Source organism: Enterobacter sp. 22499 (assembly GCF_052044815.1).
Lineage (GTDB): Bacteria > Pseudomonadota > Gammaproteobacteria > Enterobacterales > Enterobacteriaceae > Enterobacter > Enterobacter bugandensis.
The window spans coordinates 593,956-611,218 of sequence record NZ_JBQENR010000002.1 but is presented as its reverse complement, the minus strand read 5'-3'; the positions used below and the strand labels follow the sequence as shown (position 1 = coordinate 611,218).

The following is a 17,263-nucleotide window of genomic DNA, read 5'->3' as shown; positions in this document are numbered from 1 at the left end:
AAAAAGGGAATAGCAGCAGTATAGTAAGTAACCGGCGAAGAATTATCCGGTTTTGCGCTGACGCGTCTTTTTCACCGGTTTAATTGATTTCACTTCGCTTTCCACCCAGCCGTCAGACAGGCGGGTGGTAAGAACGTCACCGGTGTTCACCTGCTTGGTTTGCTTCAGCACTTTGCCGTCCGCTGCTGTCGTTACGCTATAGCCGCGCGCCAGCGTGGAGAGGGGGCTGACGGCTTCCAGATGGGTCACCGCGTTGCCAAAACGCTCACGTGTGGTGCTCAGGCGCGCCCGGAGAGTCTCCGCCAGACGATATTCCAGCTGCTGAATGCGCGTTTGCGCACGATAGATTTTCGGCTGCGGATTCTGCTGGTTCAGGCGCTGGGTCACACGCTGCTGGCGCGTCACCGCGCGTTTAAGCTGATTATCAAGCGCAAAGTTCATGCGCTGACGCAGGCGTTCCAGCACGGTCTGCTGACGCGCCAGACGAAGCTGCGGGTGCTGCTGCTGGAGACGGTGATGAAGCTGGGTAAAGCGGCGGGTACGGTTGGCAAGGAAGTAGTCCATCGCCATCTCAAGACGCTGCTGGCCGTTCTGAAGCTGACGCAGCAGCTCCAGCTGGTTACGGCTCACCACTTCCGCCGCCGCGGACGGCGTAGGCGCACGCAGATCCGCAACAAAATCCGCGATTGTCACGTCCGTTTCATGCCCGACGGCGCTCACCACGGGGATCTCGCTTGCAAAGATTGCCCGCGCCACGCGCTCGTCGTTAAAGCTCCACAGGTCTTCCAGCGAGCCGCCGCCGCGCCCGACGATCAACACGTCACACTCCTTACGCGCATTTGCCAGTTCAATGGCGCGTACAATCTGGCCTGGCGCATCGTCACCCTGAACGGCGGTCGGGTAGATAATGACGGGCAGGGAAGGATCGCGACGCTTCAGTACGTGCAAAATGTCGTGCAGGGCGGCACCGGTTTTCGAGGTGATGACACCCACGCAGTGGGCAGGTGAGGGCAGCGGCTTTTTGAACTGTTGGTCGAAAAGTCCCTCTTCGGAGAGCTTCGCCTTTAACTGTTCATACTTTTGCTGCAGCAGGCCTTCGCCCGCGGGCTGCATGCTTTCAACGATGATTTGATAATCGCCGCGCGGCTCATACAGGGTGATATTGGCGCGAACCAGAACCTGCTGGCCGTGCTGAGGACGGAACGTCACGCGACGGTTGCTGTTGCGGAACATCGCGCAGCGCACCTGGGCGGTATCGTCTTTTAAGGTAAAGTACCAGTGTCCGGAAGACGGTTGCGTGAAGTTTGAGATTTCACCGCTGATCCAGACCTGCCCCATTTCCCGCTCAAGCAGCAAACGCACCGTCTGATTAAGGCGGCTGACAGTATAAATTGAGGGGGATTGAGAGGATAACATGTGAGCGGGATCAAATTCTAAATCAGCAAGTTATTCAGTCGATAGTAACCTGCTGAGAGGCATTCGCAAGCATTTTTTCAAAAAAGTGTAGATGCAATCGGTTACGCTCTGTATAATGCCACGGCAATATTTAACCACCCAGGTCAGAGATATTGCCCATGCTACGTATCGCTAAAGAAGCACTGACGTTTGACGACGTCCTCCTCGTTCCCGCTCATTCCACCGTTCTGCCGAATACTGCCGACCTCAGCACGCAGTTGACGAAAACCATTCGTCTGAACATTCCTATGCTCTCCGCGGCAATGGACACCGTGACTGAAGCGCGCCTGGCTATCGCCCTGGCACAGGAAGGCGGCATTGGCTTTATCCACAAAAACATGTCTATCGAGCGTCAGGCGGAAGAAGTTCGCCGCGTGAAGAAGCATGAGTCCGGCATCGTGTCCGACCCTCAGACCGTTCTGCCAACCACTACCCTGCACGAAGTGAAAGCCCTGACCGAACGTAACGGCTTTGCCGGCTACCCGGTAGTGACCGAAGACAATGAACTGGTGGGCATCATCACCGGTCGTGACGTGCGCTTTGTGACTGACCTGAACCAGCCTGTCAGCGTCTACATGACGCCAAAAGAGCGTCTGGTGACCGTCCGCGAAGGCGAAACTCGCGACGTGGTGCTGGCGAAAATGCACGAAAAACGCGTTGAGAAAGCGCTGGTTGTGGATGCGAACTTCCACCTGCGCGGCATGATCACCGTTAAAGATTTCCAGAAAGCAGAGCGTAAACCGAACGCCTGTAAAGACGAGCATGGCCGTCTGCGCGTCGGCGCTGCCGTAGGCGCGGGTGCAGGTAACGAAGAGCGCGTTGACGCGCTGGTGGCGGCGGGCGTTGATGTCCTGCTGATTGACTCCTCTCACGGCCACTCCGAAGGCGTGCTGCAGCGTATTCGCGACACCCGTGCAAAATACCCTGACCTGCAGATCATTGGCGGCAACGTGGCGACGGGCGCAGGCGCTCGCGCGCTGGCTGACGCCGGCTGCAGCGCGGTGAAAGTGGGTATCGGCCCTGGCTCTATCTGTACCACCCGTATCGTGACCGGCGTGGGCGTTCCGCAGATCACCGCGGTTTCTGACGCGGTTGAAGCGCTGGAAGGCACCGGTATTCCGGTTATCGCTGACGGCGGTATCCGCTTCTCTGGCGACATTGCTAAAGCCATCGCCGCGGGCGCTGCTGCCGTAATGGTTGGCTCCATGCTCGCTGGTACCGAAGAATCCCCGGGCGAAATCGAACTCTACCAGGGCCGTTCTTACAAATCTTACCGTGGGATGGGCTCCCTGGGCGCGATGTCCAAAGGTTCCTCTGACCGTTACTTCCAGACCGATAACGCTGCTGACAAACTGGTACCGGAAGGTATCGAAGGCCGCGTGGCCTATAAAGGCCGTCTGAAAGAGATCATTCACCAGCAGATGGGCGGCCTGCGTTCCTGTATGGGGCTGACCGGCTGTGGTACCATTGACCTGCTGCGTACCAAAGCGGAATTCGTACGCATCAGCGGTGCGGGTATCCAGGAGAGCCACGTTCACGACGTGACGATCACCAAAGAGTCCCCGAACTACCGTCTGGGCTCCTGATAAGTTTCCGCGCCCGGCTTCTGCCGGGCGCTTTGTTTTGTTTCACTTGCCTCGGAATTAGCGTCAATGACGGAAAACATTCATAAACATCGCATTCTCATCCTGGACTTCGGTTCTCAGTACACTCAGCTGGTGGCGCGTCGCGTACGTGAACTGGGCGTTTACTGTGAGCTGTGGGCGTGGGATGTCACGGAAGCACAGATTCGCGAATTCAATCCAAGCGGCATCATCCTGTCCGGCGGCCCGGAAAGCACCACCGAAGAGAACAGCCCGCGCGCGCCGCAGTACGTGTTCGAAGCGGGCGTACCGGTATTCGGCGTCTGCTACGGCATGCAGACCATGGCGATGCAGCTGGGCGGCCACGTAGAAGGCTCTAACGAGCGTGAGTTTGGCTACGCGCAGGTTGAAGTTGTCACCGACAGCGCGCTGGTGCGCGGTATCGAAGACTCCCTGACCGCAGACGGCAAGCCGCTGCTGGACGTGTGGATGAGCCACGGCGACAAAGTCACCGCCATCCCGTCCGACTTCGTGACCGTTGCCAGCACCGAAAGCTGCCCGTTCGCCATCATGGCGAACGAAGAAAAACGCTTCTACGGCGTGCAGTTCCACCCGGAAGTGACCCACACCCGTCAGGGTATGCGCATGCTGGAGCGCTTCGTGCGTGACATCTGCCAGTGTGAAGCCCTGTGGACCCCGGCAAAAATCATCGACGACGCCGTTGAGCGTATCCGCCAGCAGGTTGGCGATGACAAAGTGATCCTCGGCCTCTCCGGCGGCGTGGACTCCTCCGTCACCGCGATGCTGCTGCACCGTGCCATCGGCAAAAACCTGACCTGCGTCTTCGTGGACAACGGTCTGCTGCGTCTGAACGAAGCGAAGCAGGTCATGGACATGTTCGGCGACCACTTCGGTCTGAACATCGTTCACGTGGAAGGCGAGCAGCGCTTCCTGGACGCGCTGAAAGGCGAAAACGATCCGGAAGCGAAACGTAAGATCATCGGCCGCGTCTTCGTGGAAGTGTTCGACGAAGAAGCGCTGAAGCTGGAAGACGTGAAGTGGCTGGCGCAGGGTACCATCTACCCGGACGTGATCGAGTCTGCGGCCTCCGCAACCGGTAAAGCGCACGTCATCAAATCTCACCACAACGTGGGCGGCCTGCCGAAAGAGATGAAGATGGGTCTGGTTGAACCGCTGCGCGAGCTGTTCAAAGACGAAGTGCGTAAGATCGGTCTGGAACTGGGTCTGCCGTACGACATGCTCTACCGTCACCCGTTCCCGGGTCCGGGTCTGGGCGTGCGCGTGCTGGGCGAAGTGAAGAAAGAGTACTGCGACCTGCTGCGTCGCGCGGACGCGATCTTCATCGAGGAGCTGCACAAAGCTGACCTGTACAACAAAGTGAGCCAGGCGTTCACCGTGTTCCTGCCGGTTCGCTCCGTCGGGGTAATGGGCGATGGCCGTAAGTACGACTGGGTTGTTTCCCTGCGTGCGGTGGAAACCATCGACTTCATGACCGCGCATTGGGCGCATCTGCCGTATGACTTCTTAGGCCGCGTGTCTAACAGAATAATCAACGAAGTCAATGGGATATCGCGAGTCGTATATGACATCAGCGGTAAGCCACCGGCTACGATTGAGTGGGAATGATTTCCTTCTGAATTAACACCCAAACCCTCTGCCTGCGCAGGGGGTTTTTTATTGCCTTATTTCCCTTCACCCAACCTATACGCCAGCGCCACCACCAGCGACTGCACCAGGCACAGCGTCGCCGACTGAGACCGGAACGCATCCACCTGCGCCTCCTTCACCACAAAGCAGAGATCGCTGAACGTTGCCAGCGGGCTTATCTGACTGTCCGTAATCACGATCTGCCGGGCGCCGACGCTGGCAGCGGTTTCGCTGACCATCACCGTCTCTTCCGCGTACGGCGAGAAGCTGATCGACACCACGATGTCGCGCGCCTTAATGCGGCTGATTTGCTCGCGCAGCATCCCGCCCATGCCGTCGAGCAGGATAGGGCGGCACTCCAGGTGGCTCAGGGCATAGGTGAGGTAGGCCGCGACGCTAAACGAGCGGCGCAGTCCGGCGATGTAGATAGTGTCGGCGTCGGCCAGCAGCTGTACCGCGCGCTCCAGCATTTCCGGCTCGGCGCGGGCGGCCAGCTGCTGCAGCGCCTGCGCGTTCGAGCGGGCGAACTCCTGCAGAATATCGAGCGGCGTTTCCGGCACAGCCTCGCTCTCCATTTCGCGGAACAGTCGCGCGCGGTCGCTGTAGCTGGCCGTCTCCTCCACCAGGTTCATGCGAAACAGCTGTTTCATTTCGTTGAAGCCGGTGAAGTCAAAGGCGTTAGCAAAGCGGATCAGCGTCGAAGGCGGCACGTCGGCGCGCTCGGCAATGACGGCAACCGTATCAAAGGCCACGCTGTTGGTGTTATCCAGCACGTAGCGGGAGACCTGCTGCAGCCTCTTGCTCAGGCTATCGTAGCGATCGCGGATTTGCTGCTGCAGTTCGTTCAGGCTGGTTGCTGTCGTCATGTTATCCCCCAAATACAGTCTGATGATTCTAAACGCAAAACCGCGTCTTTTAAATGTCGGCCATCCATCTGGCAGCAAAAATGAAACAGAAGCTTCAGTCATTTCCTCGCCCGAAATCCCTTAATAGCGCACGCAGCGTCAGTGTTGCTGGCTGTTAACATAAAAATCCATCCTTGATCACAATAATCATCATTTATTTTATTTCAACTTAAAACGGAATAATTGTTTCATATATAGTGTCCAGTACACAGCGTTCAGGTAACAGTCACGTATCAACAGCGAGAGGTTAAGGATGGAGACGGTAGCGAATTTTATTCACGGCGAATGTGTCACCGGTTCAGGCCAGCGCGTTCAGGCGATCTTCAACCCGGCCACCGGCGAGCAGATCCGCCAGGTGGTGATGAGTACGGCACAGGAAACGGAGCAGGCGATTGCCGCCGCGCAGCAGGCGTTTCCCGCGTGGGCGCGCCAGGCTCCGCTTAAGCGCGCGCGCGTGATGTTCCGCTTCAAGGCGCTGCTGGAAGAGAACATGACGCGCCTGGCCCGCATCATCAGCGAAGAGCACGGCAAGGTCTTCTCCGACGCGGTGGGCGAACTGACCCGCGGCCTGGAAGTGGTGGAATTTGCCTGCGGTATCCCGCATCTGCAAAAGGGTGAACACTCTGCGAACGTCGGTACCGGCGTCGACAGCCACTCGCTGATGCAGCCGCTCGGCGTCTGCGCCGGGATCACGCCGTTTAACTTCCCGGCGATGGTGCCGATGTGGATGTTCCCCATTGCGCTGGCGACCGGGAATACCTTCGTGCTGAAGCCGTCGGAAAAAGACCCTTCTCTCGCGCTCGCGCTGGCGCAGCTGCTAAAAGAGGCAGGCTTGCCGGACGGCGTCTTCAACGTGGTGCAGGGGGATAAAGAGTCCGTTGACGTGCTCCTGACCGACCCGCGCGTGCAGGCGGTGAGCTTTGTCGGCTCCACGCCGATTGCCGAATACATTTACCAGACCGCCTCCGCCCACGGTAAGCGCTGTCAGGCGCTGGGCGGCGCGAAAAACCACTGCATTTTAATGCCGGATGCCGACATGGAGATGGCGACCAACGCCATCATGGGCGCGGCCTACGGCGCGGCGGGGGAACGCTGCATGGCGCTTTCAGTGGTACTGGCGGTGGGGGATAAAACCGCCGATGACCTCTGCACCCGGCTGGAAAAACAGATTGAAGCGCTGCGCGTCGGGCCGGGGCTGGACCAGACACCGGAAAACGAAATGGGGCCGCTTATCTCCTCCGCGCACCGCAGCAAGGTGCTGGGCTATATCGACAGCGGGGAAGCGCAGGGGGCGAAACTGCGCGTGGACGGGCGCGGCTTCAGCGTGAAGGGCCACGAGCAGGGCTACTTCGTCGGGCCGACGCTGTTCGATAACGTCACACCGGAGATGACCATCTATAAAGAAGAGATTTTTGGCCCGGTGCTTTCTGTGGTGCGCGTAGCAGATTACGCCAGCGCGGTGGACCTCATTAACCGCCATGAATATGGTAATGGCTCGGCGATCTTCACCCGAGACGGCGGCTGCGCGCGCCGCTTCTGCGAAGAGGTGCAGGCGGGCATGGTGGGGGTCAACGTGCCGATCCCGGTGCCGATGGCATTCCACAGTTTCGGTGGCTGGAAGCGTTCCATCTTTGGCGCGCTCAACGTACACGGCAACGACGGCGTGCGTTTCTACACCCGAATGAAAACCATCACCGCGCGCTGGCCGGAAATGCAGCAGGAGACAGGCGCTGCGTTCTCCATGCCGACGCTGGGCTAACAGGAGGCATTATGCAAACCGAACGTATGACCATGGCCCAGGCGCTGGTCCGGTTCCTGAATCAACAGTACGTCAGCGTTGACGGCAACGAAACGCCCTTCGTGGAGGGCGTGGCGACGATCTTTGGGCACGGCAACGTGCTGGGTATTGGCCAGGCGCTGGAGCAGGATCCCGGTCATCTGAAAATCATGCAGGGGTGCAACGAGCAGGGCATTGCCCACATGGCGACGGGATTCGCCAAACAGCACCGCCGCCAGCGCATTTTTGCCGTCACCTCCTCAGTCGGGCCGGGCGCCGCCAATATGGTCACGGCAGCGGCCACCGCCACGGCGAACCGCATCCCGCTTTTACTGCTGCCGGGCGATATCTACGCCAGCCGCCAGCCGGACCCGGTGCTGCAGCAGATCGAGCAGTATCACGATCTCAGCATCAGCACCAACGACTGCCTCCGTCCGGTTTCCCGCTACTGGGACCGCGTCAACCGCCCCGAGCAGCTCATGAGCGCCATGCTAAGCGCGATGCGAACGCTTACTGACCCCGCAGATACCGGAGCGGTGACCCTCTGTCTGCCGCAGGACGTGCAAGGGGAAGCGTGGGACTACCCGCTAAGCTTCTTCGCGCGTCGGATGCACCACATCGAACGCCGTCCGCCCGATCCGCAGCGACTGGCGCAGGCGCGGGCGCTGATCGCCCGCAAGCGCCGTCCGCTGGTGGTGTGCGGCGGCGGCGTGCGTTACTCCGGCGCGCATGAGGCGTTTCGCGAATTTGTCGAGACGCTGCAGCTGCCGTTTGCCGAAACGCAGGCCGGGAAGGGGGCGCTGGTAAGTGACCACCCACTTAACCTCGGCGGCGTAGGAGTGACGGGCGGAATGGCCGCCAACCAGCTCGCGCCACAGGCTGACTTAGTGATTGGCGTCGGCACGCGCCTGACCGACTTTACCACCGGCTCCAAGGCGCTCTTTTCCCACCCGGACGTCGAATTCCTGCTGCTGAACGTGGCCGAGTTTGACGCCCTGAAGCTGGACGCCACCGCGCTGATTGCCGATGCCCAAACCGGGCTCCAGGCTTTAACCCACGCGCTCGGCGATTACCGCAGCGGCTGGGGAGAGGCGATCGCCCAGGCGAAATCCGCGTGGCGCGATGAGTGCCGCCGCCTGTGGGATCGCCAGTGGCATCCGGACGACGCGCCCGAAGTGGCGGGGCATCTGGACGCGCAGCTGGCGGAATACGGCGAGACGCTCAATACCCGCCTGACCCAGACGCGGGTGCTGGGGCTGATCAATCAGCATGTGGAAGATAACGCCATCGTGGTGGGCGCGGCCGGTTCGCTGCCGGGAGATTTACAGCGCCTCTGGCAGGTCAAAACGCCGGACAGCTATCACCTGGAGTACGGCTACTCCTGCATGGGCTACGAGATTGCGGCGGCCATCGGCGCGAAGCTCGCCCGCCCCGAGCAGCCGGTTTACGCCATGGTGGGGGATGGCTCCTACATGATGCTGCACTCCGAGCTGCAAACCGCCGTACAGGAGGGCATTAAGGTCACCGTTCTGCTGTTTGATAACGCCAGCTTCGGCTGCATCAACAACCTGCAGATGGGGCACGGCATGGGCAGCTTCGGCACGGAAAACCGCCATCGCAGCCCGGAAACCGGGCGGCTTGACGGGCCGCTGGTGAAAGTCGATTTTGCGCAAAATGCGGAAAGCTACGGCTGTCGCGCGTGGCGGGTGAACGACGAGCAGAGCCTGCTGGCGGCGCTTGAGGCGTCACGCGCCCATCCGGGCCCGACGCTGCTGGACATCAAGGTATTGCCGAAGACCATGACCCATGACTACGCCTCGTGGTGGCGAACCGGTGACGCGCAGGTGGCAGAGTCGTCTGCCGTGCGTGAGGCCGCGGAGCAAACGCTGGCGCAGGTGAAAAAAGCCCGTCAGTATTGAGTTTTCCTGTCTTAACGAAATTTTCATTTCATTTCATTTCCCCCTCACCCTAACCCTCTCCCAAAAGTGGAGAGGGGATGGGGTGGTGCACGCTTTTCTCCCTCGCTCCTTTGGGGAGAGGGCCGGAGTGAGGGGTGAGCAGTACCTTCTTTCATGTTGTGAGATTGATAACAAAAATTATCTCATACATCTCAAAAGTGTTAACCCGCACTCAAAAACATAATTTTCACTATTTATAAAAATGAAATAAATGTTTTATTTATAGGGTCGTTAGTTCACAGCATTCACCAACACCGGGAGCCGTTATGTTTAACATTGCTTTACTGGGCGCTGGCCGAATTGGTCAGGTACATGCAGCTAACATCGCCAGCCACGGCGCGACCACGCTCTGGTCCGTGGTTGACCCGAATCAGGAATTTGCCACCCGTCTCGCCGCACAGTATCAGGCCCGCCAGCAGAGCGTGGATGAGGCGATGACCGACCCTAACGTTCACGCCGTGCTGATCGCCTCCGCCACCGACACCCACGCGGATCTGATTGAAATGGCCGCCCGCCACGGCAAGGCTATCTTCTGCGAAAAGCCGGTACACCTCGACCTCGCCCGAGTGCGCGACTGCCTGAAAGTGGTTAAAGAGTACGACGTGCCGCTGTTCATCGGCTTTAACCGCCGCTTTGACCCGCAGTTCCGCCGCGTGAAAACCGATGCCCAGGCCGGGCGCATCGGCAAGCCGGAATCGTTGCTGATCATCTCCCGCGACCCGTCTCCGCCGCCCGCGGAGTACGTGCGCGTCTCCGGCGGCATGTTCCGCGATATGACCATTCACGACTTCGACATGGCCCGTTTCATCATGGGCGAAGAGCCGGTGTCGGTGTATGCCCAGGGCAGTAACCTGGTGGATCCGGCGATTGGCGAGGCGGGGGATATCGATACCGCGTTTATCGTTCTGAAATATGCCTCCGGCGCGATGGCGACCATCGTCAACAGCCGCCGCTCCTCTTACGGCTACGACCAGCGCCTGGAGCTGCACGGCTCCGAAGGGCTGCTGTGCGCCGGCAATATTCTGGAAAACCAGGTGCAGCACTACGGCAAACAGGGCTGCACCAGCGCACTGCCGGAACACTTCTTCCTGCAGCGCTACAAATCCGCTTACGCCGCGGAGTGGGAACACTTTGTTGCGGTCCTGCGCGGCGAAGCGGTGCCTGACTGCAGCGGCGATGATGGTGAACGTGCGCTGTACCTCGCGGATAAAGCGCTGGAGTCGCTGCGTAGCCAGCGCGAGATCGTCCTCTAAACACAACAACCCTACACAGAGAGACATAATAATGAAAAAACTGATCTTAGCCGCCCTCATCGCCATGACGTCCGGGGCCGCCCTCGCCGAAAACGAGCAGATTGTTTTCAGTACGCCAAACCTGGCCATGCCGTTTGAGGTTCACATGCAGCGTACGGCGGTGAAAGCCGCGAAAGAGATGGGCGTGAAGCTTCAGGTACTGGACGGGCAGGGCAGTTCACCCAAGCAGGTGGCTGACCTGGAAAACGCCATCACCCGCGGGGCGCAGGGCTTTATCGTCTCCCCGAACGACGTGAACGCGGTCTCCAGCGCGGTGGATGAAATTCAGGATGCGAAGCTGCCGGTGGTCACCCTAGACCGCTCCGTCGACAGCCAGAAGAAAGTGCCCCACTTTGGCGCCAACAACTACAAAGGCGGCCAGGCGATTGGCGACTTCGTCAAAACCAAATTCCCCGACGGGGCAGAGATCATCCTGCTCACCGGCCAGCCGGGTTCCTCTTCCAATATTGAACGCACCAAAGGGATCCGCGACAGCCTGAAGGCGGGCGGGGATAAGTACAAGATCGTCGCCGATCAGACCGGCAACTGGATGCGTTCTGAAGGGATGCGCATCGTCGAAAGCGTTCTGCCTTCGCTACCGAAACGCCCGCAGGTGATCCTCTCCGCCAACGACGATATGGCGCTGGGCGCGATTGAAGCCCTGCAGAGTCAGGGCGTGAAGCCGGGTGAAATCCTCGTGACCGGCTTTGATGCGGTGCCGGAAGCGCTGGCCCGCGTGCGCGACGGCTGGCTGGCGGTAACCGCCGATCAGCGTCCGGGCTTTGCGGTGCAGACGGCCATGAGCCAGCTGGTGGCCAACGTGCGCGAGAAGAAAGCCATCACCGGGGCCGACTACCCGCCAACGCTTATCACCAAAGAGAACCTGCAGCAGGCTGAGCGTATCGGTGAGGCCGGTAACTGATATGTCCCGAGCCGCCTCTGGCGGCTCAACATGAGGAGGAGCAGACCGATGTCGCAACCCTTACTGAAAGTGACCGACCTGGCAAAAAGCTTTTCCGGCGTCTGGGCGCTAAGCAGCGCCCAACTGACCGTCGGCGCGGGGGAGATCCACGCCCTGCTGGGGGAAAACGGAGCGGGAAAATCCACGCTGCTGAAGGCGCTTGCGGGCGCGCAGCCGCAAACCCGCGGGGATATCTGGTTCAACGGCGAAATGCTGCCGGTGGACGACTCCCCGGTGGAACGGCAGAACAAGGGCATTATCACCATCTATCAGGAATTCAACCTGCTGCCCAACATGACCGTCGCGGAAAACATGTTTCTCGGGCGCGAGCCGCGTAAACGGAACCTGATCGTCGACGAAAGGGCGGTAAACCAGGAGGCGCAGGTCATTCTCGATTACCTGCAGCTAAACGTTGCGCCGACCACGCCTGTCGCTCGTCTGAGCGTCGCCCAGCAGCAGATGGTGGAGATCGCCCGGGCGCTGACCCTCAACGCTCGCCTGATCATCATGGATGAACCTTCCGCCGCGCTGAGCGACAGCGAGGTGGAAAGCCTGCACCGCGTGGTGCGGGAGCTTAAAAACCGCGGCGTGAGCATTATTTACGTTACCCACCGCCTGCACGAAGTTTTCCAGCTCTGCGATCGCTTCACCGTATTTCAGGACGGCCGCTTCACCGGCACCGGCGCGGTGGCGGAGACCAACGTCGAACAGCTGATCCGCCTGATGGTCGGGCGCGACGTGGCCTTTAACCGTCGCCCCGCCAGCGAAACCCATCATCAAGACAAACCCGTCCGCCTGGCGGTGAAGGGGCTAAGCCGCGAAAAGCCGCCGCTGGATCCGCACGGCATCGCCCTGCACGACATCAGCTTCCACGTCCATGCCGGGGAGGTTCTGGGCATTGCCGGGCTGGTGGGCGCGGGACGCACCGAGGTGGCTCGCTGCCTGTTTGGCGCAGACGCCTTTACCTCCGGGAGCTTTGAGCTGGACGGCGTGCCATACCAGCCGCGCGACCCGCTGTATGCCCTCGACCAGGGCGTGGCGCTGGTGCCCGAAGACCGTAAAAAAGAGGGGGCGGTGCTCGGGCTGTCGATTCGCGACAACCTGTCGCTCTCGTGCCTCTCCTCGCTGCTGCAGTGGCGCTGGTTCGTGAACACCCGCAAAGAGGACGATCTGATTGAGTCCTACCGGCAGGCCCTGCAGATCAAAATGGTCAACAGCGCGCAGGAGGTGCGCAAGCTCTCTGGCGGTAACCAGCAGAAGGTGATCCTCGCGCGCTGCATGGCGCTCAACCCGCGGGTGCTGATCGTCGATGAGCCGACGCGCGGCATTGACGTGGGGACCAAATCGGAAGTGCACCAGGTGCTGTTTGACATGGCGAAAAAAGGCGTGGCGGTGATCGTGATCTCCTCCGATCTGCCTGAAGTGATGGCGGTGTCTGACCGGATCATCACCCTCAGCGAAGGCCGGGTGACCGGCGAGATCCACGGTGACGACGCTAACGAAGAACGGCTGATGACGATGATGGCCATCAACCACAACGCCCTGAACGCGGCATAACGGAGTTTCTCATGACGCAGATGATTTCTAAAACGCAGGCCCCGGTCAAACGCGCCGGACGCATCGATCCCATCGCCTTCTTCGAGCGCTTCGGGGTGCTGATTTTCATGATCCTGCTGCTGATCTTCTTCCAGTCGCAGAACAGTAACTTTTTCTCTGAACGCAACATTTTCAACATCCTGACCGAGGTGTCCATCTACGGGATCATGGCCGTGGGGATGACCTTCGTCATTCTGACCGCCGGGATCGACCTCTCCGTGGGCTCCATTCTGGCGGTGTGCGCCATGACCGCGGCGTACGTCATTAAGGGCGATAACTTCACCACCGTCGACCCGAACGCCTGGGGCGGCATGAGCTGGCTGATCGGGCTGGGGATTTGTCTGGCGATGGGCACGGCGATTGGCTTCCTGCACGGTCTGGGCGTCACCCGCCTGCGCCTGCCGCCGTTTATCGTCACCCTCGGCGGGATGACCATCTGGCGCGGCCTGACGCTGGTGATCAACGACGGCGCGCCGATTGCCGGTTTTGATCCTGGCTACCGCTGGTGGGGACGCGGCGAGCTGCTCGGCATCTCCATTCCGATCTGGATCTTCGCCATCGTCGCCGTCGGCGGCTATCTGGCGCTGCATAAAACCCGCTGGGGCCGCTTCGTCTACGCCATCGGCGGCAACCCGGAGGCGGCGCGCCTGGCGGGGGTTAACGTCAAGCGCGTGCTCGTCAGCGTCTACGTGCTGATCGGCTGTCTGGCCGGGCTGGCGGGCTTCATCCTGAGCGCGCGTCTTGGGAGCGCCGAGGCGGTGGCCGGCATCTCCTTTGAGTTACGCGTCATCGCCTCGGTGGTGATCGGCGGTACCTCGCTGATGGGCGGCTACGGGCGCATCGGCGGCACCATTATCGGCTCCATCATCATGGGTATTCTGATTAACGGTCTGGTGCTGATGAACGTCTCGGCCTACTACCAGCAGATTATCACCGGGTTAATTATCGTTCTGGCGGTGGCGTTCGATACCTACGCCAAGAGCCGTCGCGGCGCACTGTGAGGATCGTGATGAAAGAGGTTCGTATTGGATTGATTGGCACCGGGTATATCGGCAAGGCGCACGCTATCGCCTATGCCCAGGCTCCCACGGTGTTCAACCTGCGCGGCAGGCTGGTGCGCGAGATGGTGGCGGAAGTCACGCCGGAGCTGGCGGCAGAGCGCGCCCGGGCGTTTGGCTTTAACCGTTCAACGGGAGACTGGCGGGCTCTGGTGGCCGACCCGGCCATTGACGTGGTGGATATTTGCTCACCCAACCACCTGCATAAAGAGATGGCGCTGGAGGCGATCCGCCACGGCAAGCACGTCTACTCGGAGAAGCCGCTGGCGCTTAACGCCCACGACGCGCGCGAGATGGTCGACGCCGCGAAGCGGGCCGGGGTGAAAACGCTGGTGGGGTTCAACTACATGAAGAACCCGACGGCGCAGCTGGCGAAGGAGATTATCGCCCGCGGCGAGATTGGCGATGTGATCCACTTCTACGGCACCCACAACGAAGACTACATGGCCGACCCGCTGTCGCCCATCCACTGGCACTGCTTTAAAGAGACCGCCGGGCTGGGCGCGCTGGGCGACCTCGCGGCGCATATCGTCAATATGGCTCAGTACCTGGTGGGCGATATCGAGCAGGTCTGCGGCGATCTGAAGATCGTGGTCCCGGCGCGCCCGGCGAAGGCCGGATCGTCAGAGATGATTGCGGTGGAAAACGAGGATCAGGCCCACGCGATGGTGCGCTTCGCGGGCGGGGCGCAGGGTGTCATTGAAACCTCCCGCGTCGCCTGCGGCCGCAAGATGGGGCTCTCGTACGTGATCACCGGGACGAAGGGCGCCATCAGCTTCACCCAGGAGCGCATGGCGGAGCTAAAGCTCTATCTGCATGACGATCCGGTGAACCGTCAGGGGTTCCGCACGCTGCTCGTCGGCCCGGCGCACCCGGACTACGCTGCGTTCTGCATGGGCGCAGGCCACGGAATTGGCTTTAACGATCAAAAAACGGTGGAGGTGCGCGACCTGGTGGACGGGATTGCCGCCGACGCGCCGATGTGGCCGGACTTCGAAGAGGGCTGGAAGGTGTCGCGCGTGCTGGACGCGATTGCGCTCTCGCACCTGCAGGGCCGCTGGCTGAACGTGAACGACATTGTCTGATGAGGTATCAACGTGGAAAAGCAGTTTGATGTGATATGCATGGGCCGCGTGGCGGTAGACCTCTATAGTCAGCAGATTGGTGCCCGCCTGGAGGACGTGTCGAGCTTCGCCAAATACCTTGGCGGATCCTCCGGCAACGTGGCGTACGGCACCGCGCGCCAGGGCCTGCGCTCGTCGATGCTGGCGCGCGTCGGCGATGAACATATGGGCCGCTTCCTGCGCGAAGAGCTCAACCAGGTAGGCTGCGATACCAGCCATCTGATTACCGATAAAGAGCGCCTCACGGCGCTGGTGCTGCTCGGCATTAAAGACCGGGACACCTTTCCTCTGATTTTTTATCGCGATAACTGCGCGGATATGGCGATTACCGCCAGCGATGTGGATGAAAGCTACATTGCCTCCGCACGTTGTCTTGCCATCACCGGGACCCACCTTTCTCATCCGCAGACCCGCGAGGCGGTGCTGACGGCGCTGGGCTATGCCCGCCGTCACGGCGTGCGCACGGTGCTGGACATCGACTACCGTCCGGTGCTGTGGGGGCTCACCTCCTTAGGCGACGGTGAAACGCGCTTTATCGCCGCCGACCAGGTCACCCGCGAGCTGCAGGAGGTACTGCACCTCTTCGACGTCATTGTCGGCACCGAAGAGGAGTTCCACATTGCGGGCGGCAGCACGGATACGCTGCAGGCGCTGGGGCAGGTGCGCGCCGTCAGTGAAGCAACGCTGGTCTGCAAGCGCGGCGCGCTGGGCTGCTCGGTCTATACCGACGCCATTCCGCCCCGGCTGGACGACGGCCTGACGGTGACAGGCGTGCGCGTGGAAGTGCTGAACGTTCTCGGGGCGGGGGACGCGTTTATGTCCGGCCTGCTGCGCGGCTACCTGAACGACGAGGGCTGGGAGCAGGCGTGCCGCTACGCCAACGCCTGCGGCGCGCTGGTGGTCTCGCGCCACGGCTGCGCCCCGGCGATGCCGAGCAAAATCGAGCTGGATGACTATCTCTCCCGCGCTGCGGATGTGCCGCGCCCGGATCTTGACCCGCGTCTTAACCATCTCCACCGGGTGACCACCCGCCGCCGCGAATGGCCGGAGCTGTGCGTGATGGCCTTCGATCACCGCAGCCAGCTCGAGGATATGGCGATGCAGTGCGGTGCGTCGCTTAAGCGCATTCCGGCGCTGAAGCAACTGATCCTGCAGGCCAGCCGCGAGGCGGCGAGCCGCGCCGGGCTTGAGGGCAAAGCCGGCCTGCTGTGCGACGGCACCTTTGGTCAGGACGCGCTGAACGCGATCACCGGGGAAGGGTGGTGGATTGGTCGCCCCATTGAGCTGCCGGGCTCCCGCCCGCTGGAGATGGAGCACGGCAATATCGGCACCCAGCTTATCAGCTGGCCGCAGGAGCACGTGGTGAAGTGCCTGGTCTTCTTCCACCCGGAAGACGCTCATGGCCTGCGCCTGGAGCAGGAGCAGAAAATCGCTGAGGTGTACCACGCCTGCTGCCGGTCCGGGCACGAGCTGCTGCTGGAGGTGATCCTGCCCGCCAGCATGCCGCGCAGCGACGAGCTCTACCTGCGTGCCATTTCCCGCTTCTACAACCTGGGCATTTACCCGGACTGGTGGAAGCTGCCGCCGCTTTCCGCCGACGGCTGGACGGCGCTCGGCGAGATTATCGAACGCCGGGACCCGCACTGCCGCGGGGTGGTGATCCTCGGTCTGGACGCTCCGGCGGAACAGCTGCGCGCGGGCTTCAAGGCCGCAGCGGGGCAGCCGCTGGTTAAAGGCTTCGCCGTGGGGCGCACGCTGTTTGGCGACGCCTCCCGCGCGTGGCTGAAGCACGATATTGACGATGCGCAGCTGGTGGCGCGCATCCGGGACAACTACCTGCAGCTTATCGCCTGGTGGCGCGAGCGCGGACACGCATAATGGAGATA

The 17,263-nt window shown here is 61.1% G+C and carries 12 protein-coding genes; 10 read left to right on the top strand and 2 right to left on the bottom strand.

What is annotated here, in order from left to right; translation table 11 throughout:
* Nucleotides 1–42 precede the first annotated feature (42 nt).
* A complete protein-coding gene (gene xseA / locus ACTJI7_RS10710; RefSeq protein ID WP_063155434.1) occupies nucleotides 43–1,416 on the bottom strand; it encodes an exodeoxyribonuclease VII large subunit in 1,374 nt (457 codons plus the stop codon).
* 158 nt (nucleotides 1,417–1,574) lie between these two features.
* Between xseA and guaB the strand changes: the two genes are divergently transcribed.
* Nucleotides 1,575–3,041, top strand: coding sequence for an IMP dehydrogenase (gene guaB / locus ACTJI7_RS10705; RefSeq protein ID WP_014884799.1), 1,467 nt, complete (start codon nucleotides 1,575–1,577; stop codon nucleotides 3,039–3,041).
* Nucleotides 3,042–3,107: 66 nt separating this feature from the next.
* Nucleotides 3,108–4,685, top strand: coding sequence for a glutamine-hydrolyzing GMP synthase (gene guaA / locus ACTJI7_RS10700; RefSeq protein ID WP_003860599.1), 1,578 nt, complete (start codon nucleotides 3,108–3,110; stop codon nucleotides 4,683–4,685).
* A gap of 56 nt (nucleotides 4,686–4,741) precedes the next feature.
* Here the strand turns inward: guaA and ACTJI7_RS10695 are convergent, their stop codons facing one another.
* On the bottom strand, nucleotides 4,742–5,572 hold the full coding sequence (locus ACTJI7_RS10695) for a MurR/RpiR family transcriptional regulator (RefSeq protein ID WP_008502123.1): 831 nt from the start codon (nucleotides 5,570–5,572) through the stop codon (nucleotides 4,742–4,744).
* A gap of 292 nt (nucleotides 5,573–5,864) precedes the next feature.
* On the opposite strand from ACTJI7_RS10695, the gene ACTJI7_RS10690 reads away from it, so the two are divergent.
* From ACTJI7_RS10690 to ACTJI7_RS10655, 8 genes are all read left to right on the top strand, one after another.
* Entirely contained in the window at nucleotides 5,865–7,370 is a 1,506-nt protein-coding gene (locus ACTJI7_RS10690) for a CoA-acylating methylmalonate-semialdehyde dehydrogenase (protein ID WP_045630997.1), read from the top strand.
* Between the two features lie 11 nt (nucleotides 7,371–7,381).
* Nucleotides 7,382–9,307 (top strand): 3D-(3,5/4)-trihydroxycyclohexane-1,2-dione acylhydrolase (decyclizing), encoded by a 1,926-nt coding sequence (iolD, locus tag ACTJI7_RS10685; protein WP_440670100.1) that lies wholly within the window; start codon nucleotides 7,382–7,384, stop codon nucleotides 9,305–9,307.
* Nucleotides 9,308–9,612: 305 nt separating this feature from the next.
* The gene (gene iolG / locus ACTJI7_RS10680; RefSeq protein WP_047368086.1) at nucleotides 9,613–10,599 is read left to right on the top strand and encodes an inositol 2-dehydrogenase; all 987 of its coding nucleotides are present in this window, start codon (nucleotides 9,613–9,615) and stop codon (nucleotides 10,597–10,599) included.
* 31 nt (nucleotides 10,600–10,630) lie between these two features.
* Complete coding sequence (locus tag ACTJI7_RS10675; RefSeq protein WP_041908742.1) at nucleotides 10,631–11,560, top strand: sugar ABC transporter substrate-binding protein; 930 nt, start codon at nucleotides 10,631–10,633, stop codon at nucleotides 11,558–11,560.
* Nucleotides 11,561–11,608: 48 nt separating this feature from the next.
* Complete coding sequence (locus ACTJI7_RS10670; protein WP_028014046.1) at nucleotides 11,609–13,156, top strand: sugar ABC transporter ATP-binding protein; 1,548 nt, start codon at nucleotides 11,609–11,611, stop codon at nucleotides 13,154–13,156.
* 11 nt (nucleotides 13,157–13,167) lie between these two features.
* Nucleotides 13,168–14,196, top strand: a complete 1,029-nt coding sequence (locus ACTJI7_RS10665) for an ABC transporter permease (protein WP_028014045.1) — start codon at nucleotides 13,168–13,170, stop codon at nucleotides 14,194–14,196.
* Between the two features lie 8 nt (nucleotides 14,197–14,204).
* Nucleotides 14,205–15,338 (top strand): Gfo/Idh/MocA family protein, encoded by a 1,134-nt coding sequence (locus ACTJI7_RS10660; RefSeq protein ID WP_063155437.1) that lies wholly within the window; start codon nucleotides 14,205–14,207, stop codon nucleotides 15,336–15,338.
* Between the two features lie 12 nt (nucleotides 15,339–15,350).
* Nucleotides 15,351–17,255 carry a bifunctional 5-dehydro-2-deoxygluconokinase/5-dehydro-2-deoxyphosphogluconate aldolase gene (locus ACTJI7_RS10655; RefSeq protein ID WP_063155438.1) on the top strand — a complete coding sequence of 635 codons (1,905 nt, stop codon included), beginning with the start codon at nucleotides 15,351–15,353 and terminating at the stop codon, nucleotides 17,253–17,255.
* Nucleotides 17,256–17,263 lie beyond the last annotated feature (8 nt).

Coding starts and splice junctions, on each gene's coding strand:
- ACTJI7_RS10695 (WP_008502123.1), bottom strand. CDS start 5,572: ATGACGACAGCAACCAGCCTGAACGAACTGCAGCAGCAAATCCGCGAT.
- ACTJI7_RS10675 (WP_041908742.1), top strand. CDS start 10,631: ATGAAAAAACTGATCTTAGCCGCCCTCATCGCCATGACGTCCGGGGCC.
- ACTJI7_RS10665 (WP_028014045.1), top strand. CDS start 13,168: ATGACGCAGATGATTTCTAAAACGCAGGCCCCGGTCAAACGCGCCGGA.
- xseA (WP_063155434.1), bottom strand. CDS start 1,416: ATGTTATCCTCTCAATCCCCCTCAATTTATACTGTCAGCCGCCTTAAT.
- iolG (WP_047368086.1), top strand. CDS start 9,613: ATGTTTAACATTGCTTTACTGGGCGCTGGCCGAATTGGTCAGGTACAT.
- ACTJI7_RS10690 (WP_045630997.1), top strand. CDS start 5,865: ATGGAGACGGTAGCGAATTTTATTCACGGCGAATGTGTCACCGGTTCA.
- ACTJI7_RS10670 (WP_028014046.1), top strand. CDS start 11,609: ATGTCGCAACCCTTACTGAAAGTGACCGACCTGGCAAAAAGCTTTTCC.
- ACTJI7_RS10660 (WP_063155437.1), top strand. CDS start 14,205: ATGAAAGAGGTTCGTATTGGATTGATTGGCACCGGGTATATCGGCAAG.
- guaA (WP_003860599.1), top strand. CDS start 3,108: ATGACGGAAAACATTCATAAACATCGCATTCTCATCCTGGACTTCGGT.
- iolD (WP_440670100.1), top strand. CDS start 7,382: ATGCAAACCGAACGTATGACCATGGCCCAGGCGCTGGTCCGGTTCCTG.
- guaB (WP_014884799.1), top strand. CDS start 1,575: ATGCTACGTATCGCTAAAGAAGCACTGACGTTTGACGACGTCCTCCTC.